This is a genomic window from Rufibacter immobilis (assembly GCF_003721565.1).
GTDB lineage: Bacteria > Bacteroidota > Bacteroidia > Cytophagales > Hymenobacteraceae > Nibribacter > Nibribacter immobilis.
Genome location: NZ_RJJE01000009.1, coordinates 892,689 through 918,844, shown reverse-complemented (window position 1 = coordinate 918,844; position 26,156 = coordinate 892,689). Strand labels below are relative to the sequence as shown.

Sequence of the window (26,156 nt, the reverse complement as noted above, 5' to 3'; positions counted from 1 at the left end):
ACAGCGTAGGCGGGCTGCCCGGTGCGTTTAGGGGCCGCTTTTGGAAAAACGGCCCCTAAACGCAAAAACCTGTAAAGTTGCAAAACCTCACAGGTTTAAGGCTTCAAAACCAGAAAACGTGGAAAATGTTATTCCCCGTCCTTCAGCTTGCCCTGCATCTTCTTCTTGAGCTTTTCCACTTTGGGCGTGGAAACGGCGCGCATGTAGGGGTTGTCTGGGTTGTGGCGGTAGAAATCCTGGTGCTCTTCCTCGGCGGGGTAAAATTCCTTCAGGGGGGCTACTTCCGTCACAATGGGAGCCTGGAAGGCGCGGGCGCTGTTCAGCTGCCGGATGTACGCGTCTATCTGGGCTTTCTCCTGCGGGGTGCGGTAGTAAATGGCGGAGCGGTACTGGGTGCCCACATCGGGGCCCTGGCGGTTAAGCGTGGTGGGGTCATGCGCCGCGAAGAAAGCTTCCAGCAGCGTCTGGTAAGACACTACCTTGGGGTCATAGTAAATCTGGACGGCTTCGGCGTGGCCGGTGAGCCCGCTGCTGACCTGCTCATACGTAGGGTTCTTGGTGGCCCCGCCGGTGTACCCCGAAATGACTTCGTGCACGCCCTTCAGTTTCTCGGCGGCCTCCTCGGTGCACCAGAAGCAGCCCCCGGCAAACGTGGCCACGGCCAGGCTGTCTTTGGAAACGGTTGTCTGGGCAGTGGCCGGGGCAGAAGCCTTGGGAGCTTTTTCCGGGCGGTTCCGGGCGCAGGAACTGAGGATCAGCAGGAATATAAAAGCAAAAAGTAGATGTCTCATGTGGTCTGGAATAACTATAGTAAAACCGTAAAAGTACGGCATAAGTTTCTGGCGTCCCGGGCGGGCGGGAAGGTAACTTTTTAGGGGAAGCAACGTGCAAGAAAGGAGAAACCAACCCAGCATAGAACTATGTCAGAATCAGCGAAAACCACCACCGACCACAACACCATCAGAAAATGGGCCGAGGCCCGCGACGGCAAACCCGCCACCGTGAAAGGCACCGGCCAAGGCGAGGAGGCCGGTCTGTTGCGCATCAACTTCCCCGGCTACGCCGAAGATAACCTGGAGGAAATCAGTTGGGAGGAGTTCTTTGAGAAGTTTGAGGAGAAGAAACTGGCCTTCCTGTACCAGGACGAGAAAGACAGCCGCTTCTCCAAATTGGTGAACCGTGACAGCTAAGCCACAACAGTATGTTTGCGTTTAGGGGCTTTTTTCTGAAAAAGAGCCCCTAAACGCAACTTAAGCGGCATTCTTCGGGAAATGAGAAATATCATCCAGAATTATTTGGACTAATTCTAAACTGCTCTTACTTTTGCATTGTTCCCGTTGAGCAACCAGAAGAAGTACCGTATGCCTACCCCTCCCCAACTGCAAGAGTTATTCCGGACTGTCTATGGCGCTGTTTACCAGTGCAACCGTTACAACTGCTATTTTGTGGAGTTTGCCGGGGGCATCTCGCCGTTCAAAGTAAGGGATTTCCTGGACCTTAAACACCACGTAGACGCCATCAACGTGGAGGCCATGTTAAAAGACCCTTCCCGCGCTTCAGACGTGCACGTGCTCATGCCTTACCGCTCTGAGCGCTGCTTCGTCCTTTCCTTGACAGATGTGCTGCATTTCCAGGAGTTGTTGCAGGGAGCCAAGGCCATGCTTTCTTTGAACAGCATTCTGCATGAATGTCTGTACGCGCCAGTGGCGTATTAATCTTTCCCTTTCTTTTCTGTGGTATCACTGCGTTTTACGCCTGTTTTTAGAAAAACGGCTCCTAAACGCAAAGTCTGTTTCTGTCTGCTGAAGGATTGCCCGTTGCGCTCTATACTTTCTAAACGGTTTATTCCAAGAGAACTGCTTCTCACCGCGCAGAGTCCCCCTTTGAAGGGGGTAGGGGGATGTTTACACAAGTAGGTCTATTTTCTGCCGATCTGTCTGCAAGGGCAACTACCTTTCACTCCCGTTCCTGCCGAACCTCGGGCTATATTACCTTCCTTGCGAACCTCCTGCTGCTTTCGCCGTTGTTGGTGTTCTCACCGACAACCAGGACTGCCCCTCCGGTTAGCTACCCGTCATTGCTTTCTATTGCCGTTCCTGCTAAGCTCTTGGCGGCAGATGCGCTCTGCCGGCGTCTGTCACTTTTCTCCTTGATGAGAAAAGTAACCAAAAGAATCAAGAAGCTCCGGACTCGCTGACGCTCAAACAGGCGGAGCTTCAGTAATGGTACCACCGGGCAGGCGTCTTCTGTTTCATAGGGAGCGTGGGCCACTGCAGGCTTTCAAGGTCCAAGCGTGCTCCCGCTAAGCGCCTCGGGACGTGCCGCCCCTGCGTTGCCCGCTCCCGCAGGCAAGCCTACTGCCTGTGTAACGGCTTTGGTGCCCCATTAGCCTGCGGATGGGCTGGAGTGTGGGGCCGAATGAGTTCAAGGCACTGCGTATTGATCCTAGGTGGCGGGACTCCCCTCCTGGGAGGGGTAGGGGTGGGTTAAGTGCGTTTAGGGGCTCTTTTTCCGGAATTGCGTCAAAACTAGGCGAAGGTATGCTTGGTTACTTGTCTAATCTCTGAATTTAGACTGAATATGTATTACCCAAAATGCGGGAGCCCGAAGAACCAAGACAAGCTTTTACCGGTATATTTGAGTTAAGGCAGTTGCGCACCGCAGAGCCTTTTACCAGATAGAGATTATTACAGACATGAAAGATTTATTGAGACTGCGTACCTCCCTTTCAGAAGAAATAGAGACGCTTTTGAATGAACAGATAAAAGTGGAAGCCCATTCCTCGGCCACATACCTGGCTATGTCCAGCTGGTGCAACCGCCAGGGCTTTGACTACAGCGCAGATTACTTCATGAAGCAGAGCCATGAGGAGCGCGAGCACATGCTCAAGATCTTCAACTTCGTGAGTGATTTGGGCGGGCACGCCGTTTCGCCGGAGGTGGTGAACATTCCGCAGGAGTTTGACTCCTTCCGCGATGTGTTTGAGAAAGCGCTGCAGCAGGAGATTTTCGTGACGCAGCAGTTCAACCGCCTCGCCGACCAGTGCATGAAATCGAAGGACTTTATGACGTTCCAGTTTCTGCAGTGGTTCCTGACCGAGCAGGTGGAAGAGGAGTATGTGGCCCGTCGCGCCCTGGAACTGTTTGACGTGATTGGCGAAGAAGGCACCGGCCGCTACGAGATTGACAAAGCCGTGCGTAAAATCAAGTATGACAACGGCGAAGACTAAGCCCGCGCCAGCAACAGCATAAAAAAAGCCTCAGATGTTTCCATCTGAGGCTTTTTTTATTGGCCCAGCACCTGCTCCCTGAACACCTGCAGAATCTGGGATTCAGACATGTCATGGAGCCAGAGGTTCTGCGGCTGTATACTGAAAATAGGGCCGTGCTTGCAACGGTCGGTGCAGTCGGTTTTAATGATCTCTACCTCGTCTTTGAGGCCGGCGGCTTTGATCTGGTCGCGCATGGCCTTCCGGATTTCCTTTCCGCCGCGCTTTTGGCACTTGCCGCTGCCGCAGGCATAAATGACCTGCCGGGGTGTGGTTGGGTATTTGCTCATAATAATTGGGGCTTCTTCTGGCTTGTACGGGTATGGGCGGTATTGGCTGCGGCTAGACGTTGGAATAAACGGAGAGCTGTTGCTGTTTAGCGCCTGTTTTTAGAAAAACGGCCCCTAAACAGCGCTCGGCTCAGGGCTTAGTCTTCATATTCTTCGCGCTGGCGCTTCAGGCGTACCAATTGCCAGATGTAGAGGGCAATGCCGGCCGCCAGCAGTCCGTAGATGGCGTACGTAATGCCGCCGCTGTTTACCTGGGCCACAATGTCTTTGCCGCTAAAAAAGGTGAGGTTTTTGGCCGGGGCAGACAAACCATATAGCTTTCTGGTGCCGCCAGTCTCCAGCATATCCTCGCGGGTGCTGTACTCCACCCGTACCCGGTCGCCGGGTTTAAGGGCAGCTTTGAAAGCGGTGGTATCAAAGGTGGCTTCCTGGCCAGAGAGCAGTTCAAAGCGCTCAGAGAATTCCTTGAGCCAAATGCCGTAGTCTGGTTCTCCTTCGGGAGTTTTCTTGAATGAATAGTTGGTGAGGGTTCCTTCCCGCGCCGCCAGGTCCTGCTCATGGCGTACTTCCTGGGTCAGGGTCTTGTACATAAGCAGACCTAACCCTAGCACGATGAGAATGATGGCGGGCATGAACCTGCCCGAGATGGGCATGGGGAACGTAGGAACGCCTAAGGTGCGTCTACCGCGTCTGGACATAAATGTGGTTTCGTAAATAAAGTGCTAAAATTATAAAACTATGGCGGGAATGGAAGAGTTCGTTTGCGCGCTGTTCTTCTCAAAGCTCTTTTGCCCAGCTTTCAAAGATGCAGCAGACGTGTTTTTTCCATAGAGCCGGGGAGGTAGCGCAAAAGGCTGCCACATGCGTTTAGGGGCTGTTTTTCTAAAAATAGCCCCTAAACGCATGTGAAGAAAAGCGGTTACAGCCAGCCGGAAAGGCAAAAGAAGACCTATGCACCACAGGTTGGTTACCGAAGTATTTCCACCCAGCCTTTGGCCGAGTTGCCTTCCGTGTCTTTGAGGATGTAGAAATACGTGCCCTCAGAGAGGCTGCCCCCGTCCCACTTCTGGTTGTAGATTTTCTCCTGGTACACTTGCTTGCCCCAGACGTTGTACACAATGATCTCGGTGGGGAAACAGCTGAAAAACTGCACGAAGGTATCGTTCTTGTCGTCGCCGTTGGGGGTGAAGATGTTGGGCACAAACGGCGGTTCCACAATAACATCGCCTACGGGCAAGGTTTCCTGGCAGTTGGCGCCGTAATGGGCCACCAGCGTGACGGAGTATTTACCCGGCTGCTGGTACAGGTGCCGGGGCGTGCGCTCCGTAGACTGGGTACCATCCCCGAAGTGCCAGGTAAAGCCGGTGGCATTGGTGGTGTTGGCGAAGGAAGCGTTGAACGGCGCGTACCCCGAAATCTTAGGGTTGTCTTTGCAGGAGTTATCCAGCCAGGCTTGCATGGTGGGCCGGGGTGGCAGGTTGATCTTCTTAGTGCCGGTAATGGGGCAGGGCAAGGCAGCGGAATAAGTGACTTCCACGGTGCCGGTAAAGCTCACTGGCGGCGAAAAGTAACCTGTGGAGGAGACAAAGTCGCCGCTCCAGGTGCCACCGGGTACACTGGCCCGCAGCTGAAACGGATTCACATTACCGGGGCACAACGTAGTGTCTGGGCCTATGCTCAAGGTAGGCGCTAATACCTCCACTTCCTTGGTTACAAAGCCGCAGAACCCGTTGGAGCCGTCGCTGCGGTAAGTGATGGTGTGTTTGCCCGGCCCGGCCACCGCTGGGTTGAACTTAGAACCTGTCACTCCTTTGCCGGAGAATACGCCCCCCGCCGGTGAACCTGCTATCTGTACCGGAGCAGAGGCGCCTACGCACAAAGGTTCAGCGGGCAGCGTGATACTATGCGCTGCCACCTGCGTCACGTTCATGACCATGGATTTGGAGATGGCGCAGGAGCCGGTGCCCATGACGGTATAGGTGAGAGTGCGCGGTCCGGCCAGGGCGGGGGAAGGAGTGAAGCGGTACACCCCGTTCTCCAGCGTAACCCCATCGCCGGACCAGACACCTCCGGTCGGTGTGCCTTTCAGGACTACGGCGGCCCCGTCTGCGCAGACTTCATCATCGGGGCCCGCATCGGCCCGCAGTTCCTCCGCGAAGTCAAACTTGAAGGCGGCGTTGTTGCAGTTGTCGCTGGGGTTGAGGCGGGAGTAGAAGTTGGCTCCCAACGGAATAGGGAAATTGGACCTTGACTGGCAGCCGCCGCACACGGCCTGGTACACGTACCCTTTCTTGTCAAAGCGGCTGGTGCCGCCGTCTACGTGCTCAAAACCACCACCGCTGGGGCCGTTCTGGTTTGCCCCATAATAAGACGCGTACAGCAGGTCACGGGCATTGGCGCCTAATTGCAGCAGGTAAAAGTCGCCGCCGTCTGTGGTGGCCTGCATTGCATTGGCGGTGATGGGCAGGCCGTTGGTGGTGCCGTTGCCGTAAATGCCGCCGTTGCTGCTGCCGCCCCAGCCAGACACGTAAATGCGTTGGCAATCGTCTACCATGAACGCCGTGGGGGAAAGGTCAATAGAGTTTCGGCCTGAGCCGAACACCGTAGACCACTCGGTGGTAGACAGATCATTGCTGAGCTTGTGCAGGAACTGTTTGCCGTTGGCGTTGCGGTACGTGTTGCCGCTCACCGGATAACTGCCCAGGGTCTGGCCCAAGAGGTACACGTGGTTGCTGGCATCCAATTGCAGGAAGTACGTTTGGTCATACTCTGCCGTGCCCAGAAAAGTAGCCGCCAACACTGCCGTGCCTGCCGCATTGATCTTCAGGACGAAGCCGTCTGTGCCGCCGGCAGAGGCCTGATGGAGCCCCGGAGCGGTACCGGGCAGGGTGGGGCTGGTGGTGCCCCCGCAGATGTAGACTTGCCGGTCCTGGTCCAATTGAATGGAATAGGCCGCGTCTTGCCCGTTGCCGCCCACGTAGCTGGCCCACAGCAGCTGGCTTAAATCAGGAGACAGCTTACAGACAATGGCGTCGTTTCCACCGCCGTGCGGCTGTGACCGGAATCCGTTTCTGGCCGGGAAATCGGTGGAGGCCGTGTTGGAGGCGATGTACACGTTACCGTCTGCGTCTGCGATGATGTCTCCCCTGAACTGATCACCGTAGTTCTGCACCAGGTCATCGTTTAAGACATAGGACAAAAGCCCGTCGTTGCCGCTGCCACCCAGAAAAGTGGAGGCCAGGAGCTTATCTCCATTCTCGCTCAGGCGCGTGATGACAATATCTGACCCATTGTCAAACGTAGGGTTGCCGCCGGAGCCCAAGGGTTCTATGGAGGTGCCGCCGTTAAAACCTCGGCTGAACGCAGTCTCTGTCACCGGATAGTTGCGTGAGCTGGTGGTGCCCAGGATTAGGAGCTCGTCCTGGGGGTTCACTACCAGACTGTGGGGCGTCTCAGATTCAAGGCCGCCCAGGTAGGTGGCGTACAGGCGGGCGGCGGGCCCGGAGACTTTGGTGTTGAACTTCATGATGGCGATGTCCCAGAACCCGTTGAACTCTGTGTCAAAGGCGCCCAGGGAGGCCGGGTAGCCGGTGCCGGCGGCAATGCCCCCAGAGTACATGTTGCCCTTGCTGTCATAGGTGGCGGTAAAGCCCCAGTTGTCGGCCCGGGAACCGGTGTAGGAGGCAAACTCAATGACCGGGTCAATGAGGAGCGGGTGCTGCGGATCATAGCCCTTGGGGAAGTGGAAAGAGAGCGTCTGGCCCTGCAACTGGTACTGACAAGGCACCGCCACTTTCTGGTTCCTGATCCACTGGAAGGCCACGGGCGTGTGTTCTATGATGTTGCCCACAGACGTTTCCACGTGCAGGTTGCCGTTCTGGAGGGAAAGGGAAGTAGCGCCGGTGTATTGCAGCTGTATTTGGGCGGGCGAAGCGCCGGCGGCTAGGTACAGATCATACTTCAGCTGACCATTCTGTTCATACAGCGCCAGGTCTACGCCCTTGTAGAGGTTGGCGTAGCGCAGTTTCCGGAAACCCCTCGCCCCGCTGCCCCAGTTCTTAGGATCTTTGCCCAGATAGTAGTTCCGGATGCCCTGGGTAGCCTCCTGGGCCTGCTGCGGAGGAGCCGCGTTAGCACCCAGAAACGTAACCGCGTACGCATGTTGTTTGACGGCATTGGCCGGAGGAAGAGTACGAGCCGTAGGGGCGGGAGCCGCCGGAGTTTCCCCGTGGGCTGCACCGGAGATTGGTTCATGGAGCACGTATACAAACCCCGTGGCCTGCAGAAACATCTTGCCGCCCGGTAGGTCTGCCGCGTAGGTTACCTGTTGGGGCCACTGGCCTTTGTTCTCTACAAATTCCAGCGTGCGCGCGTATGGAGCCGCAGAAGTGACGGCAGCGGTTTTTAGAGCCGGCGCAACAGGCGCCGGGGGTGTCAGAAAGCTCTGTAACAGAGACCAGAACGCAGAGAGAATGAAGACAGGAACAGACAGGCACATGGTCAGAAGGGGAAATCTCCTGACTAATATAATTTATTTTTTATATAAATAAATTTCTACCAGTACCTAGTTTTTGCCTGATTCTGGAAAAAGAGCCCCTAAACGCTTACCACTCCATTCTTTCCTTGGTAGAAGTGATGTGGCCCACGTGGTGCAGGCCGTGCCAGGCGTACATGCCCACCGCCTGGAACAGGTACACCTCGCCGTGCTGCGGGTGCAGGTAGGTGCGATGCCATTCTTCCATGGTGAGCGAGCGCAGCAGAATAAGCCAGCGTTGGTGTAGGGCGTCCAGCATCTGGAGCGACAACTCAGGATCTGCCCAGCGGGCATCCTGCAGATATGCCCAGGAAGACTCTTCGTAGGCTTTGATGGACGGGCGATCCTCCGTGAGGGCCAGCCGGAAATGGGCGTAGCTGTTCATATGGCTGTCGGCGAGGTGATGAACCACCTGGCGCAAGGTCCAGCCGCCGGGGCGGTACGGGGTGTCCAGTTGCTCCTCTGACAACGGGGATACGGCTGCCCGCAGCAGCCCAGGCAGTTCTTCCAGGGCGGTCAAGGCCTGTTTCACAAAAGCAGAGCGGTACAGGGCCGGTGCTTCATAGCGTCCTATGGGGTAGCGCAGTTTTTCCAGGGGTAGAGTTGACGTTTCCATGCAGATTAAAGAACTGGTCTAAGCAAATCTAACGAAATAGAGATTTCTTTGCTGCGTTTTTGGGGCGCTAATTTTGAAAACTGCGCTAAAGGAGCCGGTTTGGTAGAATTGCCCACAGAGTAGGCCAGAACTATCGCCGCACTGGAAACCATGCCCTGAAATGAAGCCGCCGCGCAACCATGTGCTTCCCCGGGCGGTTTAGAAAAGAGCTGTTTTGCTCCCGATTTTGGAAAAACAGCCCCTAAACGCAAATAACGCCATGCCAGAGCTACCTGAAGTTGAAACCTACCGCCGCTTTATTGAGGAAACCAGCCTGCACCAGACCATCGCGGAGGTGGAGGTCCAGGACCCCAAACGCCAACTGCAGCTGGACCTGGACGACTTTAGGCGCGCCCTGCTCAGAAACCAGTTCACCGGCACTCAACGCATTGGCAAACAGCTTTTCCTGCTCACGGCTCAAGGGCCAATTGTGACCATGCACTTCGGGATGACCGGCGACGTGGCCTATTACCGAGATGCCGCCGATACGCCCCGTTTCGCCCGCGCCATCTTTTTCTTTGAGAATGGCTTTAAGCTGGCCTTCCTTGATTCCCGCAAGTTCGGCCGGATAGGGTTGACCCAAAGTGTGGACGCGTTCCGGCTCCAGAAGAAACTCGGTCCCGATGCCCTCACCCTATCCACCGAAGAACTCACGCAGGGGCTGGCCAAAAAGAAATCGGCGATCAAGCCCCTGCTGCTGGACCAGCGCATTGCCCCCGGCGTAGGGAACTGGATTGCCGATGAGGTCTTATTCCAGGCCCAACTGGAGCCCGAACGCCCCGCCCACACCCTGCAACCCGCCGAGGTTGACCGTTTGGCCTCGGCCATTAGAGAAGTGCTGGCCACCGCCATCGCCGCGGAAGCCGTGTACCGTGATTTCCCCTCGCACTACCTCATCCACGCCCGCGAGTGGGACACCGCCCCAGCTTCGCCTGTCAAAGATGCCCACCTGCACTGCCCCCGCTGCCAGACGCCCATCCAGAAGAAATACGTGGGAGGCCGCGCCACCTACTTCTGCCCCAACTGCCAAGTGTGAATTCCGTTTAGGGCCTGTTTTTGGAAAAAGAGCCCCTAAACGGGAGGCGTTTCCTGAAGTGGTAGCAATCTAGTATATTGGGTAGCGCTACTCCGGATACCGGCTGATTCTTAAGGGATAACCGGATGTTTTACTATAGACATAGCGCTGATAACCGGAATAGGGTGCTCCGTTTATCCAGTAGTTAGTAGCAATTAATAATTATGAGATTTAAGTGAATAAAAAGATTCTTTACCTAATTCTTTGTTTAGCGCCTTTTATCGACTCTTGCGAGAACAGGAACTCAATTAAATTGAAAGATGATGTTGATGCAGTTGAAAAAAGCATAATACAAGTTGAAAGTATCTTCAAAAAGCTGGACGATTCTGTAAACCTTATGTTTGTTGAAAATGACAATCTTTACATAAACCAAACGGACTACGGTAATTTTGATTCAATCACTAAGGAGCATATTCAAGAACTAAAGCAACTGGACACTTCAGATTGGAAACTTTTAAAGAATAACCTGAAGCTGTTGCAAAGGAACAATATAAATGGCTTTAGCCGTACCAGACACGGATTCATCAGATTCATTTATAAAAAAGAATCGGACGAAGCTTATATGCAAAGATACATTGCCTTGGACAGCGGGAATCTCAAACTAGAACATACGGGTTATAAGTTTCTTGACAGAAAGTCTAACTTAGTTTTGCTATCAGGCAGATGAAAAAAAGAATAACAGCTACTAACGGACTAGTATAAACACCAAGCTTCGGCCGACGGCCTTGCTCGTTGTTTATACTAGTCCGTTAGGCTTTATTTTAAATATGAAAAATACATCAAAAATATTATTGAGTAATTGGGTGAATGTTCTTGGATTAGTGATAACTGTTTACCTATTTACTTTTTTGATGATGTTTGTAATTTCTCCTGAGCAAGACAACGACAGAATGAGTATATGGCTTGGAGGTACCTTGATTTTAATTTTTGGGTATGGATTTATAGTTTGGTTAGGATTTTTAACAGCTATTATTTTATTAGATATTTTTTTAATTGTGCCAAGTAGGATAAGATTAAAAGAAAAACTTCTTTTAGAATGGCTTATTATTATACTGCCTTTTATATACTGGGCTTTCGAATATGATTATTGGCTTTGGTTGATGTTAGCTACATCATTTCTAATCACCCAAATTATTAGGAAAAATAAGATTGAAAGTATAATAAAAACGTAGCCCAAATTGTGTAAAAGTCATGCTGCGTCCGATGGCCTCGCCCGTCGCTTACACTAGCTGTTATGGCCAAGCCTAAATATAAATGAGAAAAGTATTCAAGATTCTTATTGCGGTTCTAACAATCTCTTGCTCCAGCCCGAGGCAGGAGAAGGAATTAATTCCACAAGCACAAGAAACTTTGGCAACTCCAACGCCAGACACTATCCTGAGAAAAGAAACCAAGAAGGACATTCTAGAAACTCTAGGTGCAAATGACGCACCCACCGAAGAAGAAGCACCTGAGGAATGTGTATTCGACCAAGAAACGCAGACAGATGAATTTCTTAAGGACGCTAAAGAACTGAAAGGCTATAAGTGGGACTACGGGAAACGGACTGCTACTTTCCTTCTTGAGACTGGCGACACATTACTGATTTACAGGGGCGGGTGCAGCCACTTCGTAGTTGAGGCGGAATTCAGGCTGAGGAACGATAAGACCGACTACTCAAACTGGGGCAATGTGTATAAGAAAGCATTATGGATTGCAAAAGTGCTTGAGAATGAATTTGATTACAAGGCGCTGAAGAAAGACATCGACTCAAAAAAAGTAACTTTCGACAGATACGAAGAAGTAGGAATCGACGTGGTGTATTTCACAAGCGAAGATTTGCGGGATAGGGAATATCAGATTGAGAGGAAACTGGAGCCAAGGTTACAGACTATAACATTGAGCTACTCCATCATCTAAAAAGGCCAGGTCACAACGTCTAGTGTAAACGTCACTACGACCTCGCCTGTAGTTTAGCCTGACTGTAAGCTACCCCTACCTGAATGAAAAACCTGTACATCATCTTTTTACTTCTTACTGGACTATTTATAGGCATCTCCTACAAAATCAAAGATGACTACTTTTACTTACCTTACCCGAATGCCATTGAGTACGTGTTGGTTTTGCTACTACTGCTAGTCACAGCAGTAGTTTTAATTGGAAAAAAGCATAGGCGAAAGAAACTGTTTACAGGCCTGGCAGCAGCAGCCACTTTGCTCATAGTAGTCAATAGTATGAACTACTTCTTTGAATGGCATCCGCTCAATCTTGCACTGCCCTTCACAGATTCACAGTCTTTCGAGGTCAGCCACGAGCCTTACCAATGGCAAAGGGCCACCCCGGAAAGTGCAGGGTATGATCAGGAGGAAATAGAGCAGTATCTCAAGGAGATTGGGGGCTGGGAAAGGCTGAGAGGACTAATAGTAATCAAAGAGGGTAAGGTAATAGTTGAGAAGTATCAGAAAGGCGCTACTAGGTTTAGCGCGTTCAATGTGCATTCTGTCACTAAGAGCATCACATCAGCCCTGACGGGCTTATCCATCCAGAATGGCTATCTTGAATCAGAAAACGCTTACGTGATGCCCTACTTCAGTGAGTACCAGAAGGGTGGACAGAATCTGCAGAAGAAAAAATTAACGGTAGCTCACCTGCTGTCTATGCGGGGTGGGTTTACCGGGTGGGATGGGCCACAGAATGTAGAGCAGGTGATTATGGAGGAAGAAGTCTCTGAGAGTAAACTTGGGCAGGAGTTTAACTACTTCACAGGCTCCCAGATGGTTCTTTCTGCTTTGATCACGAAGGCTTCCAAAACAACTACGAAAGAGTTTGCCCAGGAGAAGCTGTTTAAGCCACTCGGAATCCAATGTGGCTTCTGGCGGAAGGTAGACGGCTACTACGCCGGCGGAGACGAGACGTACTTCACGGCCAGGGACCTCGCCAGATTCGGAGAATTGTACCTTAACAATGGAAAGGTCAATGGAGTACAGCTACTTGATTCTTCATGGGTAAATAAGAGCTTCACTAACTATACCAGTGAAAGCAAAGCTTTCAGAAACTTAGACTGCTATCAGGAGAATGGGTATGGCTATTCATGGTGGCTCCTGAACTATAACGATAAGCCAGTGTACACCGCGAGAGGTAAAGGGGGGCAATACATCCTGATCCTGCCTGAACAAAAAACTGTAGCTGTTATCTTGCAGGAATGGAATCTACAGAAAGACTTTGGAAAGGAAAATGCCTATTTATGCCAACTGCTCTCTATTTTAACTAAAGAAAATAACCAGACTGCCTACAGCACGGCACACAAGTAAAACAGTAGCTACGCTTTGCCCTCCTCGTGTACAAAAACGATATAGCCAATTTGCATAGCACATTTATCATAGCTCACCACCCTTCATTCCGCCACTTCAACCAATCATGAAGCTTAAACTTTTATTGTTCCTATTCCTCTCAGTACTTGCAGGCCAGTTAGCCGCCCAGACAAATTCCATCAACGAGGAGAAATTTATTCCCATAGGTGGCATAGAGCAGTGGGTCACTATCAGCGGGGCAGACAAGACCAAGCCCGTGATCCTGTTTCTGCACGGTGGGCCGGGCAGCACCATGAGCCAGTACGATGACGCGATCTATGGTACCTGGAAGAAAGAGTTCGTGCTGGTGTACTGGGACCAACGGGGAGCAGGTAGAACCTTCGGCCGAAACGCTCCCGAGCCGGTAACCGAGGAGTACTGGATAGAGCACCCGTTAACCGTGGAGCGGATGGTGGCCGACGGGATTGAGCTAACCGAGTATCTGGTCAAACACTTGGGCAAGCAGAAAATTACCTTGGTGGGAACCTCCTGGGGGTCGGTGCTGGGAGCCAGCATGGCCCTGAAACGCCCAGACCTTTTCTCCGCCTACATAGGCCATTCGCAGGTAGTCAACGGAGAGGAAGGATTTCTGCATGCGTTCAATACGGTATCTAAACTAGCCCAGGCCGCCAAAGACGAAGAATCTCTAACTAAGTTAGCTTCCTTGGGCCCTCCACCCTACGGAGATGCCCGGAAGTCGGGGCAACTCATGCGCATCATTAAGAAATATGAGCGGCAGAACGCCACCCCAGCCCCCGCCACCTGGTGGAAGCTGGCCAGCGCCTATGACAACGAGAAAGACGCCCAGCACCGGTATGACGGCGATGACTATTCCTTTCTTTACTTTGCGGGGCATAAGGCGTTGGGGATCACATCTATGGAGGCAGCCGTGAATTTCATGAGGGATGGTTTGCACTATAAAATCCCAGTGTACTTCATTCAGGGCGAGGAAGATATTTTAACCGCCAAAGAACTCACCAAAGCGTATTTTGACAAAGTGAAAGCCCCTAAAAAGGAGTTTGTGCTTGTTCCCAAGGCGGCACACGGGCACAACCAAGCGGTGGTTGAAGCGCAGTATAAAGCCGTGAAGAAGTCTTTAAACCTTCGCTAGCAAACTGTAAAAGTCCGGCAGCCACAAACGTATGGCTAAAAAGTAAGAGGTGGCGTTTAGGGGCTGTTTTTCCAAAAACAGCCCCTAAACGCCACCTCTTACTTCTGAAAAGATGCGCTAGAACGGATAACCAATGGCCAGGTTCAATACTCCCGTCCCGAACAAGCCTGAAGATGGTCTGTCGCCGTTAGGGTAGGTGGGGTCCCGCAGCGGGTAGGCCAAATCTACCCGTATCACAAAGAATTGCACGTCTACGCGTACGCCCGCTCCGGCGCCAATGGCCAGCTGGCTCATGAAATTCCCGCTGAACTTACCGCCCGGTCTGGAGGGGTCTTCGTTCACGAGCCAGATGTTACCGGCATCCACAAACACCGCGCCTTTCAGGTAGGGGTCCAGGAGCGGGAACCGGAACTCGGCGTTTCCTTCAATCCTGATGTCACCGGTCTGGTCAAAATAGGTAAAGCTCTGGGCCACCGGGTTTTCCCCGTTTAAAGATTGGATAGGATTGTACACCCCGGGCCCAATGCTCCGGGCTGGGAATGCCCTAATGCTGTTAGGTCCGCCAATGCCGTACTGTTTAATGTAAGGCAGCACCGTAGAGTTACCGTAGGGCAAGCCATAGCCGCCCAGCAGGCGCGTGGCCAGCACCAACTTATCAGTGATGTTGAAATAGTAGCGGGTTTCCAGGTCCAGCTTCACGTACTGCGAGAGGGTCTGGCCCCGGAACTGGTTCGGGTTTTCCGGGTCTGCCGGTCTTTTGTTTTTAACCCGGTAGAACAAGCCCCATAAGCCGCCGGAGCCGTCAAACCCCGGACTGATGTAGAACTGGTGCTTTCGGCCAGGGATTCCCTGGGTGTTATAGACAAATCGGTAGTTTCCGCCAATGATCAGCTGTTGGTCAAAGGCCCGCGCCAGAAACGGACGATCTTCTAGTTGTTCCAGAAACTCCGGAGTGGCGTTCAGCAGCTTGGAGTATTGCACCTGCACCGGGTTTATGTTGATTTCAGTGGTGGCGCGTTGTCTCCAGGTGTAGCCGTACTCAAAGTTGAACGAGTTCTGCTGAAAGAACTCCCGCCGGTCTATGAACCGGAAGCCCAGCATAAACCGCGTTCTGGGCTGGTACATGCTGTTGGAAATCCGGATGTTGAACGGCGAAATGATGCGGGGAATATGTAACTCGGCATCGGCACCCACTTCATACGAGGTAAGGCCGCTGGTGCGGGTAGAATCACCGCTCACCAAGGTTTCAAAAGAACCCACCAGGTTGAGCATGAGCAGCTCGGCCCCCCTAAACGCATTCCGGTTCCTGAAACTCACCGTAATACCCGGCCCCGTGTACCCATTTGATTTCTGCACCATCTGCACCTCAGCCCTCACCGATTTCTTTTTCGCCTGCGTGAGCAGAATATCGGCGTTTAGCCTGCCGTCCAATCCCGCTGAGTCGCGGGGCGTGAACCGTACCTCGGCAAATTTAAAGGTGCCCAAATCCATGAGGCGGTTCACGGTTTGCAGGTGTCGTTTGCGGCTGTACAAGTCACCGTTTTCAATGAACACGGCATTGAGAATGGTACGGGCCTTAAACGTTTCCTCATCTGGGTAATACTTATAGTCTTTGAACTGCACGGGTGGCTGTGTATCTCCAAGCGTATCATTCAGGGAATAGTCTGTGTACACGCTCACTTGTTGGTAGCGGTAGGGGATGAGGGCCTTGGGGGGCGTGGTGTCTTTTACTCTGATGTAAATGCTGACCTTGTTGTTCTGGGTGCTGTCTACGTGGTACACCAGGTAGTCTTCGTCAAAGAAAAAGAAGCCTTTCTCCTTCAGGATCTCATCTACGCGCAAACGCTCCGCAATCATGGTCTCCAGCTTGTAAGGGTCGTTGACCTTGAGCAGGCTCTGCGGCTCTGTCTCCCTAATGGCGATGGACAGGCTGTCATTGCCCTGCGGAAACTGAATGTGCTGGATGGTGTACTGCTTGCCTACGGTAGCCGTGTAATGCACCCGGGCCATTTTGCGTTTGCTGGTGGTGTCAAGGCTGTGCTCTAGCGTGGGCGAGAAATAGCCGTTGTTGTAAGCCCGGTTAATCATCTGGCCCTGCACGCGGTCTGGGTGCGCCTCGCTCAGGAGCACCGGTGGTTCGCCCAGGCGGGTTTTAATCCAGTTGGCCACACCCTTGCGCTCACGGTTGCCGCCCATGGCGTTGTAAATCCAGAGTTTGGGGCGCATACCCAGGAACGAAATATTGGGCTGAGGCCTAATGGAGGCAGCCAGTTCCGTTTCCAGTGCTTTGGTATCTGTTTCAGGGGCGGTAGAATTCACTTTAATATCGCCCCCAATGTAGAGGTAATCGCCGGGGGGTACGCTTTTGGTACTGCTGCAACCGGCAAGCGTAGCTAAAAGCAAAACCAGAGGCAGAGCCTTTAATAAAGAGCGGCGAAAGGGTGTCACGTATGTAGAAGGCGATGTCATTATTTTGCTTTACCAGTATTTCTGAAAAGATCTGCGAGGCTGTCATACTCGCGCACGAAAAGTAGGGAGACGCCGGTGCGTTGCAGCTGTCCGTCTAAGAAGCCCTCATAGGAATTGTTCCGGAACGCCCGCAAGCGCAGCCTTCCGTCTTTGGTCACGGAGTACTCCACTGAGACATCACCCGCAAAGGCGTTCGCATTGTTGGTGTTGCCGGTGTTGCCCTGGTCACTGCCGCCCAGCGGAATGTCTGTTCCGAAGCGGATGGTGAGGCGTTCATTTAAGAGTTGCCGCTGCATGGCCACATTCAAATCGGTACGGCTTTGGGCTTCGCCCGAGGAATAGTCATCATAGGAGTTGAGGCCCAGTTCCAGCCCCAGTCCACCCAGATATTGGCCGGTCAGTGCGTTGAGCTGGTCAGAGAGCACCTTGCTGGCACTGCCGCGCAGCGCACTGTTGATGCCCCCGCCGCCAGAAGACGCCAAGGGGTCTTGGGCCATGAATCTACCCAGCACCAACAGGGAGAAGACCTGTTTAGTACGCTCAGACTCCTGGGTAGGCTGGCTCAGTTGCTCCAGACGGGCATCTACCTCTCCGTTAAAAGCGCCTTTTGCTTTCTGGTCTAACTCAATGTTGAAGGAGATTTCAGGTTTCATGAGTTCTCCTTTCAGGTTGAGGCGCACATCAAACGGCAGCTTCTGGCGGTACTGGCCGGCGCTTCCGGCATCTACTCCTGCTGTCTGGCTCTGGATCAGTTCCAGCGGTGCGGCATCCACGTTGTAAATAGCCGTGATATTGGCATCTGCGTTGAAGGGGTCGCCGGTCCAGGCCACGTAACTAGCCGGGTCTATCTCAAACTCGCGTTTCACCAGTTCATAAAGGTTCATGGCGTAGCGGCCCTCCGTCACGTCAAACCTTCCCGAGAGGGTGATGTTCTCGGTCACGTCAAACCCTACGTTCAGGTTGGCATCGCCTCTAATGGTGAGGTTGTCGCCGGTTTCAGGGTCCACAATTACCGTGATGGGTGTCTCATCGGTGAGGTTCAGGGTCATGGCCATTTCAATGCCCTGCACCACGGTCTCTACCGTGTCAATTTCCTTTTGGCGGTTAATGCGGCGGTTGCGGGTGCTGTCTACATCCACAAAAACCACAATTCCTTCCCGGTTTGGCGTTACTTCTTCCTGCGGTACTATGTAGGTTAAGTTAGAGTTAGGCGCTACCGTTACGTTGGTGTTGATCACGGGCACGTTTAAGTCTCCGGTAATGCGGGTGTCACTGTTCAGGAACACGGTGCCGTAGTAGAGCGGGTTGTCCTGTACGGTGCTGTTCATGACCATGAAGTTTTCTGTGACGGCACGCAGGTCAAACTGATAGTCTACGAAGTTAGTGGTAAGGATGGCTCCGTTCACCGTAGCCCGGTTGTTTAAGGAGTCTACCAACGTAAATTCATTGAACCTAATGCCTTCATTGGTCACGCTCAGGGTGTTGTTAGGAATGCGGTAAGTAGAGTTCAACATGGCTACGTTGAAGGTCGCATCCTGGAAGCGCAGATCACCCACAATGTCTGGGTCACTGAAATTCCCCCTGATGGCCACTGACCCCAGAATGCCGCCGCCCATGTTCTTCACCATACCCATGGTGAAAGGTTCTAGGCTGGCCAGGTTCAGTTGGTCTAAGTTCAGGTCAAACGACATAGGCTGGCCTTCGGTGGTGAGGTAATAACCCCCTAAGGTTACGTTGTTGCCGTTGCCCGTGAGGCGGGCGGTCATGTCATAGCGGTTGGCGCCGGTGTTGCGGGCCTGTAAGGTGAGGTCTCCTACCGTTTTAGCCTGGTATTGCAGTCCCGCCAGGGTCATGTCTGCCGTAAAGCTCATGTTGCCGGTGAGGTCATTCACGGTGGCCTGCCCGTTTAAGATGCCGCCTACCAAGCTGTCCTGCTCCAAAAACGCCCGCGACAAATACCCAATGTCCAGGTCTGTGATGTTGACGTTGAGCGGCGAATTGGGGTTCTGCGGATTCTGGCTTTGCAGGGCCAAAGACATGCCCCCGTTAGACAGGCGCAGGGCATCAGCCACTACGGCCCCGGAGGTGGTGTAATAGCGCACGTAGTTATTAGGGGCTACCTCCCAACGGTCGCGGTTCAGGAGCAGGTCTGGGTCTAGCCTTACTTCCAGGGCATTCGCCAGCTGCGTGAGACGAACGCCTAATGCCGTTTGGTCTTCCCCGGCTTCGTTCTGGATGGCAGCCCGGGCGGCTACCACGTTGTTCTGCACGTTGCCCCCCAGTACAATGTTCTCAATTTGCAGCGTGTCTTGGCGCGCGCGTTCGGCCCTTACTGCGTAGTTCAATTGCTCAGGGTTGGAGTTCATCTCCAGCACGAGGGAGTCCAGCCTGACGTTGGTGTAGCGCAGGCGCGGCACATTGGCCACCACCTGTAGGTTAGCCGTTTGGCTGTTGTAGCCCCCGTACAGCGTGTCTAGTTTCACCCGGGTAAGGCCGGGGACGAAAGCCTGGAAAACCCGCGGCTTATGCAGGGCCATGGCAAACGTGAACTGGCGCGGATTGGTGCTGGGTTTGTACGGGCCATTGCCCAGGTCATAGTAGCGGCTGATGTGGTTCATCAATTCTGGACCTAAGTCACCCAAGCCCATATTGCCGTTTAGGTTAGCGGTAAGCACGTCTGAGAGCACCCGTACCTCGGTCTGGTTAGGTTGCTGGGTCAGGTACACAGCCAGGGAATCAAACTTGAGCGGACGGTTATTGCTGGTAAGGGCGGTGTTGCGGGCAATCACGGAGCCGTTCAGGCTGTTGGCGTCACTGCCCCGCAGATCAGCCACAATATCGCCGCGCAGGCGCAGGTCTTCTGAGTACAGCTTGAGCGCCTGGAAGTCAATGGCTCTGAGGTTGGCGGTCATGGCAATGGCGGGCTGCGAACCGCGCAGGTTCACTGTGCCGTTCAGGCCGAAGTCCAGGTTAGGGTCCTGGGTGCTGTTGGCTTTAATGGCGTAGCGGTTGCGGTTGGCATCTACGTTAAACCCAATGTTGCGGTAGTTATAGCCACCGTACTCAAAGCTTTGCACCGTGCTGTTGATCTTGGCCACCATGTTCTCCGGGGTAATACCCGTGCCGTTAATGTTGGCTACCAGAGAAGCACGGCCCAAAGCGGGGTTCTGCATCAGTTTGCCCACGTCAAAGCGCAGGAGGCGCACGTTACCGGTAATGCGTTCCTGACCGGCAGCGCGGCCCGGGGTCATGTCTATTTTGGCAATGGCATTCCCGAAGGTGGTACGAATGGTGGCGTCTACGTCAAAAGCGGTCATGGTGCCGCTGAACGTACCTTCCACATCCATAGATGGCGGCAAAGTGATGTTGGCGGGCAGCGTACCGGCGGGTAACAGTGACTTCACGTCGGCGGCGGTGGTATGGAAGCGGTTCAGCTGGATGTTGGCCGCCAGGTTGTCTGGGTTGGGCAGTCCTTTGATTCGTCCGCTCAAAGCTAACTCCGTGTTGCGCCAGCCGCTCACGCGCACGTTGCTCAGCAGGAGGTTGTCCATGCGGCCGTTCACTTGCCCGCTTAGGTAAACCGTTTGGTTTAAATTGCCCGCCAAGGGTGGTTGCGTGACTAGAGAAGGTTGCAGCAGGGCAATGTCTCCGAAGCCAATGTGGGTATCCCGGAAGTCGGCGGAGAGGGTGAGCTTGCTCAGATCATCGGCGGCGGTCTCCAGTGACGGGTAACCCACTTTGATGCGCTGCGCGATGCGGCTGTTGCCGGTTTCCAGCACCAGGTCAGAAAGTTCGGTCTGCACGGAGTCAAACAGGATGCCGGCGGTAAACTGCTTTACTTCAAACCCGCTCTTCTCCTGGAAGGTGAGTTGCTCCAGCTGGGCGGTGGTGCGGTTGGTGCTGTAGTAAAGGTCGTTGAGCTGTAGGTTGAGGTTGCGGGCCTGCAGGTGGTTGTAGTCCATGCCTTTGGCCTGTTTGGGCGCGTCATAGTTGTCAAAGGCAGCATCTACCTCGGTTATGTTCAGTTTGTCTAAGGTAAATACCCAGTTCACCGGTTCGCCGGTGGTTTTGGAAACCGCTTCCTCAATGGCTTCCACGGCCTCGGCCGGATTCACCACGCGGTATTCGGCGGGCATTTCGGCGTTCTGCGAGTAGGCCAGGGTGCTGTTGTGCAGCTCTAGGTTGCTCAGGTCTATGCGCGAGTTGATGAGGTCTATCTTGTCTGAGGCCATTTTGGCCTGCCCCAGGTTCACGTCTATGTACTGTTTGGCCACGCCGTTGCGGTACTTGAGCTGCACGCGGTCCAGAGACACGGTTTTGAGCCCAAACTGCATGGTCATGGGTTCTGACTCGCCTTCCGGCGGAACCTTGGTCTGCACCATGTCTACCCAGGTATCGCGCAGCGCGATGTCTTCTATGCGGTAGATTTCCTTGGTGAGGTCCAGTTCATCCATCTCCACGGTGAGGTTGCCCACCCGGGTGCGCACGTTCTGGCCGTTCACCTCATCGCGGTAGGTGAGGTAGATGTTCTTGAGGCCAATGGTGCCAATGTCATAGACAAACCCGGCGCTGGTGGTGTCTGTGACTGCCGTGGTGTCTGTGGGCGTGGTGAAGGCTTCCAGGATGAAGTCAAAGTTGGAGACGCTGTCTGGCAGGGTGCGGTAGATATGGGCGGTGGCGTTTTCCAGCTCCAGCGACCTGAGCGCCACTTTAGATTGCAGAATGCCTAGAATGTCCAGGTTGGCGGCCAGGCGCTCAGAGTACCAGAGGGTGTCGCCTTTCTGGTCTTCCAGGTATACACCTTCCAGCAGGATGTCCTTGCGAAAATCGCTCCGGAACTTGCCAATGCGCACTTCGGTGCCCAGTTTGTTCTGGAGGTAGCTTTCGGCCTTGCTGGCGGCAAAGTCCTGTACTTTGGGGAACTGCAGCGCTACCAGCAGGAGCACCACCAATCCTAACACAATGCCAATAATCCATAAGAGCACGGCCAGTGTTTTAAGCGTATATTTCTTTATAGTATGCGTAGACAAAATCGTATAAGGTAGCAATTAGAGGAGATGCTACTTGTACTCAAGACATATAGCTGTGGTTACATATTTGCCTGGGAAAGAAGTGGCTATTAAGCAGTTTAGGGGCTATTTTTTCAGAATTAGCGTAAAAATGAATGTCCTTGAGGTGCTATTTGCTGCCTTTGGTTCTATGGAGGCTGGGAACAATGGGCGCCGGCAGAAACTCTTCTCCGCAAGAAGGTTTGCGTTTAGGGGCCGTTTTTCAAAAAAGAGCCCCTAAACGCAACTCCCTATCCGTTGCTTGTGCTGGAGCAAGGCGAGTAGTATACCGTTTAGGGGCTCTTTTTTTGAAATCAAGGCAAAAGGAACTTAACGGTCTGGGCAACGCTGGTCTGCTTTACGAAGCTTGCGGGTATCAAAGCCCAGGCCTTGGGCGTCCTGCACCAGTTGGTCATAGGCAGTTTGGTCTAGGTGGCGGGTGCGGGCCAGAATCCAGAGGTACTGGCGGTCTGGGGCGCCTACCAGCACGTGGGAGTAGTCGGGGGCCAGGCTCAGGATCCAGTAATCGCCTTTGAAGGGCCAGAAGAACTGTACCTTTAATTTAGCGTTGTGGCTGCCCTCCACCGGAAAGGCCTTGCCCACGGTTTCTTTGAGCGGGCCGTTGGGCCCGTTTTTGCGGCAGGAATTGCGCACCTCCACGTAGCCTTCCTTCAGGGTATACTGGGCGGTGGTGCAGTGGCAGCCTTTTTCAAAGCGTTGCGGAAAAGCGGCAATTTCATACCACTTGCCGGCGTAGCGGGCTAAATCAACTGAAGGGACGGTGGGGAGCGGGGCTGGTTTTGGGCGGGTGGCTACATACAGGGCACCAAATCCCAGCGCACCTACGCCAAGCCCAGAGAAAAGCGTTGATTTTTTCATGGCATACGGATAAAAGGAAGTCTCTCCCCGGGGCTGTAAACCAGCCGACCCGGAAACAGAGAATTGCCTTTTATACGGTTCTGCCTAGTAAAGCGGTTTGCGCATCTGGTAGTGCTGCACCTCCCCGAAGAGCAGGTGGGTAGGGTGTTCCTCCGTGAAGCCGTTGCGCTTGTAGAAGTTTTTGGCGTACTCGCGGGCCTGTACAATCAGGTCTTTGGCGCCTAGTTTACGTGCTTCCTCCTCCACGGCCTGCAGCAAACGGCGGCCAACCTGCTTGTTCTGGTATTTGGGTCCCACGGCCAGAAACCGCAGCTGGGCTTCAGTGTCAGATTCCTTGTGCACGCGGCAGCCGCCCATGATCTCGCCGGTTTCTTCGTTAATGGCCATTAAATGGATGGCCTCGTCATCGTCTTCCATGCGCTCACTGCCCACGGGCTGGTGCCAGGGCTTGCGCAACATTTCATAGCGTAAACGGTAATACTGTTCAAACTCGTGAAAGGTAGAGGGCTGAATAATTTGCATGACTGCGTTTTTAAGCTCTTTTCCGTAAAATTCTGCTAAACTAGTAACTTTGTTCGGCTTCCGGCAATAAAAGGCTTTTAAATACCTTTCATTTTACTAATAATCCTACTTATGCCCTCATTTGATATTGTGAGCAAAGTTGATCCGCAGACTTTGGACAACGCCATCAACACCGTGAAAAAGGAAATCCAGACCCGCTATGACTTCCGGGATACCAAAGGCAGCGTGGAACTGGACAAGAAAACCAACCTGGTGCACATCATCACGGAGAACGACATGCGCCTGCGGCAGATTGAGGACATCCTCCTGAGCAAGATTGTGAAGCAGCAGATAGATGCCACCGCCCTTGACTTCAGCAATGAGGCCACGCCCAGCGGACCCATGATCAAGAAAGACGTGAAGGTGCGCGCCGGCATTGACAAGGAAGACGCCAAAAAGATTGTGAAGCTCATCAAAGACAGCAAAATAAAGGTGACGCCCGCCATCATGGACGACCAGGTGCGCGTGACCAGCAAAAAGATTGACGATTTGCAGGAAGTGATTGCCATGCTACGCCGCGCCGAGCTGGGCATTCCGCTGCAGTTTGTGAACATGAAGTCATAGCTCGCTCCCGGGTACGCAAACCCCTACCGGCCACCGTTGTTGGCCGTTATCCGTAGAGTACAGACAAAAAGGTATTTCTCGCACCACCTGACCCAATAAAACTATGTTTGATGTATTTTCGAGCCCAGACGTCTGGCTAAGTTTACTCACCCTAACCTTTATGGAGGTGGTGCTGGGTATAGACAACATTGTCTTCATTTCCATTGTAGTGTCCCGGCTGCCCAAAGACCAGCAGGGCCGGGGCCGCACCATTGGCCTTCTGCTGGCGCTGGTCTTCCGGATCATCCTGCTCATGTTCATCAGTTATATTGTGCACGCCAACCAGCCGCTCTTCACCTGGAACCTGCCGTGGTTGGATGAGCCGTTTAATGTTTCCTGGCGTGATATTATCCTGTTTGGCGGGGGCTTGTTCCTGCTGGCCAAGAGTACCACGGAGATCCACAACAAGCTGGAGGGCGAAGAGGAGCAGCACGGGGCCGGGGGCGGTACCGCCACCATGGGCAAAATCATTGTGCAGATTATTCTGGTGGATATTGTCTTCTCCTTTGACTCCATCCTGACCGCCGTGGGCCTGGTAGACCATGTGAGTGTTATGATTGTGGCCGTGATCATCTCTATGTGCATCATGCTGGCCTTCGCCAAGTACGTGAGTGATTTCGTGAACAACCACCCAACCGTGAAAATGCTGGCCCTGTCTTTCCTTATCCTCATTGGGGTGATGTTAGTAGTGGAGGCCCTGCACGCCCACATCCCTAAAGGCTATATCTATTTTGCCATGTTCTTCTCATTGGTGGTGGAGATGCTCAACATGAAACTCCGCAAAAAGACCCCTCCGGTGCAGCTGCGCCAGAGCGAGATCAAAACCGACGACATCACCGTACAGGGGCGCTAACCGTCCGTAGAAAGTCCATAACAGCAAAAGCGGGAACCGTACAGAACGGTCCCCGCTTTTGTTTTACCGGAAGTCTTATTGCGTTTAGCGGCTCTTTTTCCTGAAACAGGCCCAAAACGTCATCGCCGGGAGCGCCGCCCTCAACATTGTAAACGTCTGCTCTGAGGAAGAAGCGTTTGCACATGTACGCAAAAGTCAGCATCTTACCCTGGTCAAGCAGTGGGCTGTTGCCCAGGCAATGCAGTCTCTGCTGGCTTCCACCAAACCACAACCAAGGCCTGCCCAGAAAGCAGGTGGCACTACCGCACTATGAACAATCAAATCTGGATCATGACCTCAGCGTTTGATCAGCTGAGTTTAGACGATGTCATTGCCAAGGCGAAGGAAGTAGGCGTGCAGGGGCTGGACGTGTGCGTGTTCAGGAAAGACGGCACCCGCGATGACTTCGTAGCCACGCACCTGGACTATGAACACTTCACCCCAGACCACGCCCAGGCACTGCTGGAGAAGTTCAACCAACACCAACTGCGGCTGTCTTTGGGCGCGTTTGACAACCTCATTGGCGGCGACCCCGCGCAACGGGTCAAAAACCAGGACCACCTGCTCCGGCTCATCCGGATGGCGCACCTCCTGGGCGGCGATGCCAATGAGGTGAACGTGGGCACCTTTGTAGGCTATAACCATGAGCTGGGAAACCAGGAGAGCGGCTTCCAGAAAAACCTGGAGGAGTACGCCCGCATTTTCACACCTATTATAAAGTATGCCGAGGACCTGGGGGTAACCGTGCTCTATGAGAACTGCCCCATGGAAGGCTGGCGCTCCGCCGGGCATTCCGGCACGTTCAATAACCTTACGGGGGTGTTGGCGGCCCGCAAGCTCATGTATGAACTCATCCCCAGCCACGCGCACGGCGAGATCTATGACCCTTCGCATGATGTGTGGCAGCACGTAGATCCCAGTGAGGTCATTCTACACACAGACATGTCCCGGTTGCGCCGTATCCACGTCAAAGGCACCCGCAACGGCAACAATGTGTACTGGGGGAACCTGTACGCCATGCAGCAGATAGATGCGGCGTTGGCCCAACGGGCCGGCGTGCCCACCAGTCAGCACGAATGGGACCGGCATAACTATGAGGCCATGTTGCCGGGTTTTGGAGGGTCAGACAGTATGGATTGGCGTGCGTTCGTGAACACACTCCGGCAGCGGGGTTTCCAGGGGTCGTTTGAAATTGAGAACGAGGCCGCCTTGTCTAAAGGAACGGGCAATCTGGGCGCCATCCTGCAAGGGTTCAAAGCCGCTACCTTATGTCTGGCGCCGCTGTTGTGGGAGCTTACGCCAGGCGGTTACCAGTACCCAGCCACCGCGTTCCGGGAACTGGAATCTGCCGCTCCCAAAGACATTCCCGTGGTGACCATGAAAGACCTGGGCGCGCGGTAAGTTTCTTCAGCAAAGTCGGCGCTTCTCCTATTGCGCAATGC

At 53.5% G+C, this 26,156-nt stretch carries 21 protein-coding genes; 12 read left to right on the top strand and 9 right to left on the bottom strand.

Features of this window, described 5'->3' with window-relative positions; genetic code table 11:
• Positions 1 to 128 precede the first annotated feature (128 nt).
• Complete coding sequence (gene msrA / locus EFA69_RS10960; RefSeq protein ID WP_123133464.1) at positions 129 to 791, bottom strand: peptide-methionine (S)-S-oxide reductase MsrA; 663 nt, start codon at positions 789 to 791, stop codon at positions 129 to 131.
• Positions 792 to 920: 129 nt separating this feature from the next.
• Here msrA and EFA69_RS10955 point away from each other — a divergent pair, with 129 nt between their 5' ends.
• The 3 genes from EFA69_RS10955 to EFA69_RS10945 all read left to right on the top strand — a co-directional run bounded on the left by EFA69_RS10955 (position 921) and on the right by EFA69_RS10945 (position 3,229).
• Positions 921 to 1,190, top strand: coding sequence for a hypothetical protein (locus tag EFA69_RS10955; RefSeq protein ID WP_123133114.1), 270 nt, complete (start codon positions 921 to 923; stop codon positions 1,188 to 1,190).
• A 171-nt stretch (positions 1,191 to 1,361) separates the two neighbouring features.
• Entirely contained in the window at positions 1,362 to 1,715 is a 354-nt protein-coding gene (locus EFA69_RS10950) for a hypothetical protein (RefSeq protein WP_123133463.1), read from the top strand.
• Positions 1,716 to 2,695: 980 nt separating this feature from the next.
• Positions 2,696 to 3,229, top strand: coding sequence for a ferritin (locus EFA69_RS10945; protein ID WP_123133113.1), 534 nt, complete (start codon positions 2,696 to 2,698; stop codon positions 3,227 to 3,229).
• A 56-nt stretch (positions 3,230 to 3,285) separates the two neighbouring features.
• Here the strand turns inward: EFA69_RS10945 and EFA69_RS10940 are convergent, their stop codons facing one another.
• The 4 genes from EFA69_RS10940 to EFA69_RS10925 all read right to left on the bottom strand — a co-directional run bounded on the left by EFA69_RS10940 (position 3,286) and on the right by EFA69_RS10925 (position 8,708).
• The gene (locus EFA69_RS10940; protein WP_123133112.1) at positions 3,286 to 3,558 is read right to left on the bottom strand and encodes a (2Fe-2S) ferredoxin domain-containing protein; all 273 of its coding nucleotides are present in this window, start codon (positions 3,556 to 3,558) and stop codon (positions 3,286 to 3,288) included.
• A gap of 137 nt (positions 3,559 to 3,695) precedes the next feature.
• Complete coding sequence (locus tag EFA69_RS10935) at positions 3,696 to 4,256, bottom strand: hypothetical protein (protein ID WP_148041331.1); 561 nt, start codon at positions 4,254 to 4,256, stop codon at positions 3,696 to 3,698.
• Positions 4,257 to 4,525: 269 nt separating this feature from the next.
• On the bottom strand, positions 4,526 to 8,056 hold the full coding sequence (locus EFA69_RS10930) for a DUF7948 domain-containing protein (RefSeq protein ID WP_123133110.1): 3,531 nt from the start codon (positions 8,054 to 8,056) through the stop codon (positions 4,526 to 4,528).
• Positions 8,057 to 8,162: 106 nt separating this feature from the next.
• The gene (locus tag EFA69_RS10925; protein ID WP_123133109.1) at positions 8,163 to 8,708 is read right to left on the bottom strand and encodes a YfiT family bacillithiol transferase; all 546 of its coding nucleotides are present in this window, start codon (positions 8,706 to 8,708) and stop codon (positions 8,163 to 8,165) included.
• A 259-nt stretch (positions 8,709 to 8,967) separates the two neighbouring features.
• Here EFA69_RS10925 and mutM point away from each other — a divergent pair, with 259 nt between their 5' ends.
• From mutM to EFA69_RS10895, 6 genes are all read left to right on the top strand, one after another.
• Complete coding sequence (mutM, locus tag EFA69_RS10920; protein ID WP_123133108.1) at positions 8,968 to 9,783, top strand: DNA-formamidopyrimidine glycosylase; 816 nt, start codon at positions 8,968 to 8,970, stop codon at positions 9,781 to 9,783.
• A gap of 292 nt (positions 9,784 to 10,075) precedes the next feature.
• The gene (locus EFA69_RS10915) at positions 10,076 to 10,489 is read left to right on the top strand and encodes a hypothetical protein (protein ID WP_148041330.1); all 414 of its coding nucleotides are present in this window, start codon (positions 10,076 to 10,078) and stop codon (positions 10,487 to 10,489) included.
• 100 nt (positions 10,490 to 10,589) lie between these two features.
• Positions 10,590 to 10,994 (top strand): hypothetical protein, encoded by a 405-nt coding sequence (locus EFA69_RS10910; protein ID WP_148041329.1) that lies wholly within the window; start codon positions 10,590 to 10,592, stop codon positions 10,992 to 10,994.
• Positions 10,995 to 11,076: 82 nt separating this feature from the next.
• Positions 11,077 to 11,721 (top strand): hypothetical protein, encoded by a 645-nt coding sequence (locus EFA69_RS10905; protein WP_123133105.1) that lies wholly within the window; start codon positions 11,077 to 11,079, stop codon positions 11,719 to 11,721.
• Positions 11,722 to 11,804: 83 nt separating this feature from the next.
• Positions 11,805 to 13,112, top strand: coding sequence for a serine hydrolase domain-containing protein (locus EFA69_RS10900; protein WP_123133104.1), 1,308 nt, complete (start codon positions 11,805 to 11,807; stop codon positions 13,110 to 13,112).
• A 106-nt stretch (positions 13,113 to 13,218) separates the two neighbouring features.
• On the top strand, positions 13,219 to 14,262 hold the full coding sequence (locus EFA69_RS10895; RefSeq protein ID WP_123133103.1) for an alpha/beta hydrolase: 1,044 nt from the start codon (positions 13,219 to 13,221) through the stop codon (positions 14,260 to 14,262).
• Positions 14,263 to 14,379: 117 nt separating this feature from the next.
• Here EFA69_RS10895 and tamL read toward each other — a convergent pair whose 3' ends face one another.
• From tamL to EFA69_RS10870, 4 genes are all read right to left on the bottom strand, one after another.
• Positions 14,380 to 16,665 (bottom strand): translocation and assembly module lipoprotein TamL, encoded by a 2,286-nt coding sequence (gene tamL, locus EFA69_RS10890; RefSeq protein ID WP_183906753.1) that lies wholly within the window; start codon positions 16,663 to 16,665, stop codon positions 14,380 to 14,382.
• Positions 16,666 to 16,730: 65 nt separating this feature from the next.
• Positions 16,731 to 21,716: a translocation/assembly module TamB domain-containing protein gene (locus tag EFA69_RS10885; RefSeq protein ID WP_148041328.1), complete on the bottom strand. Its 4,986-nt coding sequence runs from the start codon at positions 21,714 to 21,716 to the stop codon at positions 16,731 to 16,733.
• Between the two features lie 393 nt (positions 21,717 to 22,109).
• Positions 22,110 to 22,658, bottom strand: coding sequence for a lipocalin family protein (locus EFA69_RS10875; protein WP_123133099.1), 549 nt, complete (start codon positions 22,656 to 22,658; stop codon positions 22,110 to 22,112).
• Between the two features lie 84 nt (positions 22,659 to 22,742).
• Positions 22,743 to 23,180, bottom strand: a complete 438-nt coding sequence (locus EFA69_RS10870; RefSeq protein WP_123133098.1) for a GNAT family N-acetyltransferase — start codon at positions 23,178 to 23,180, stop codon at positions 22,743 to 22,745.
• 111 nt (positions 23,181 to 23,291) lie between these two features.
• Here EFA69_RS10870 and EFA69_RS10865 point away from each other — a divergent pair, with 111 nt between their 5' ends.
• The 3 genes from EFA69_RS10865 (at position 23,292) to EFA69_RS10850 (ending at position 26,115) form a co-directional block, all read left to right on the top strand.
• Positions 23,292 to 23,783, top strand: a complete 492-nt coding sequence (locus tag EFA69_RS10865; protein ID WP_123133097.1) for a YajQ family cyclic di-GMP-binding protein — start codon at positions 23,292 to 23,294, stop codon at positions 23,781 to 23,783.
• A 103-nt stretch (positions 23,784 to 23,886) separates the two neighbouring features.
• A complete protein-coding gene (locus EFA69_RS10860; RefSeq protein WP_123133096.1) occupies positions 23,887 to 24,675 on the top strand; it encodes a TerC family protein in 789 nt (262 codons plus the stop codon).
• A gap of 309 nt (positions 24,676 to 24,984) precedes the next feature.
• Entirely contained in the window at positions 24,985 to 26,115 is a 1,131-nt protein-coding gene (locus EFA69_RS10850) for a sugar phosphate isomerase/epimerase family protein (protein WP_123133094.1), read from the top strand.
• Positions 26,116 to 26,156 lie beyond the last annotated feature (41 nt).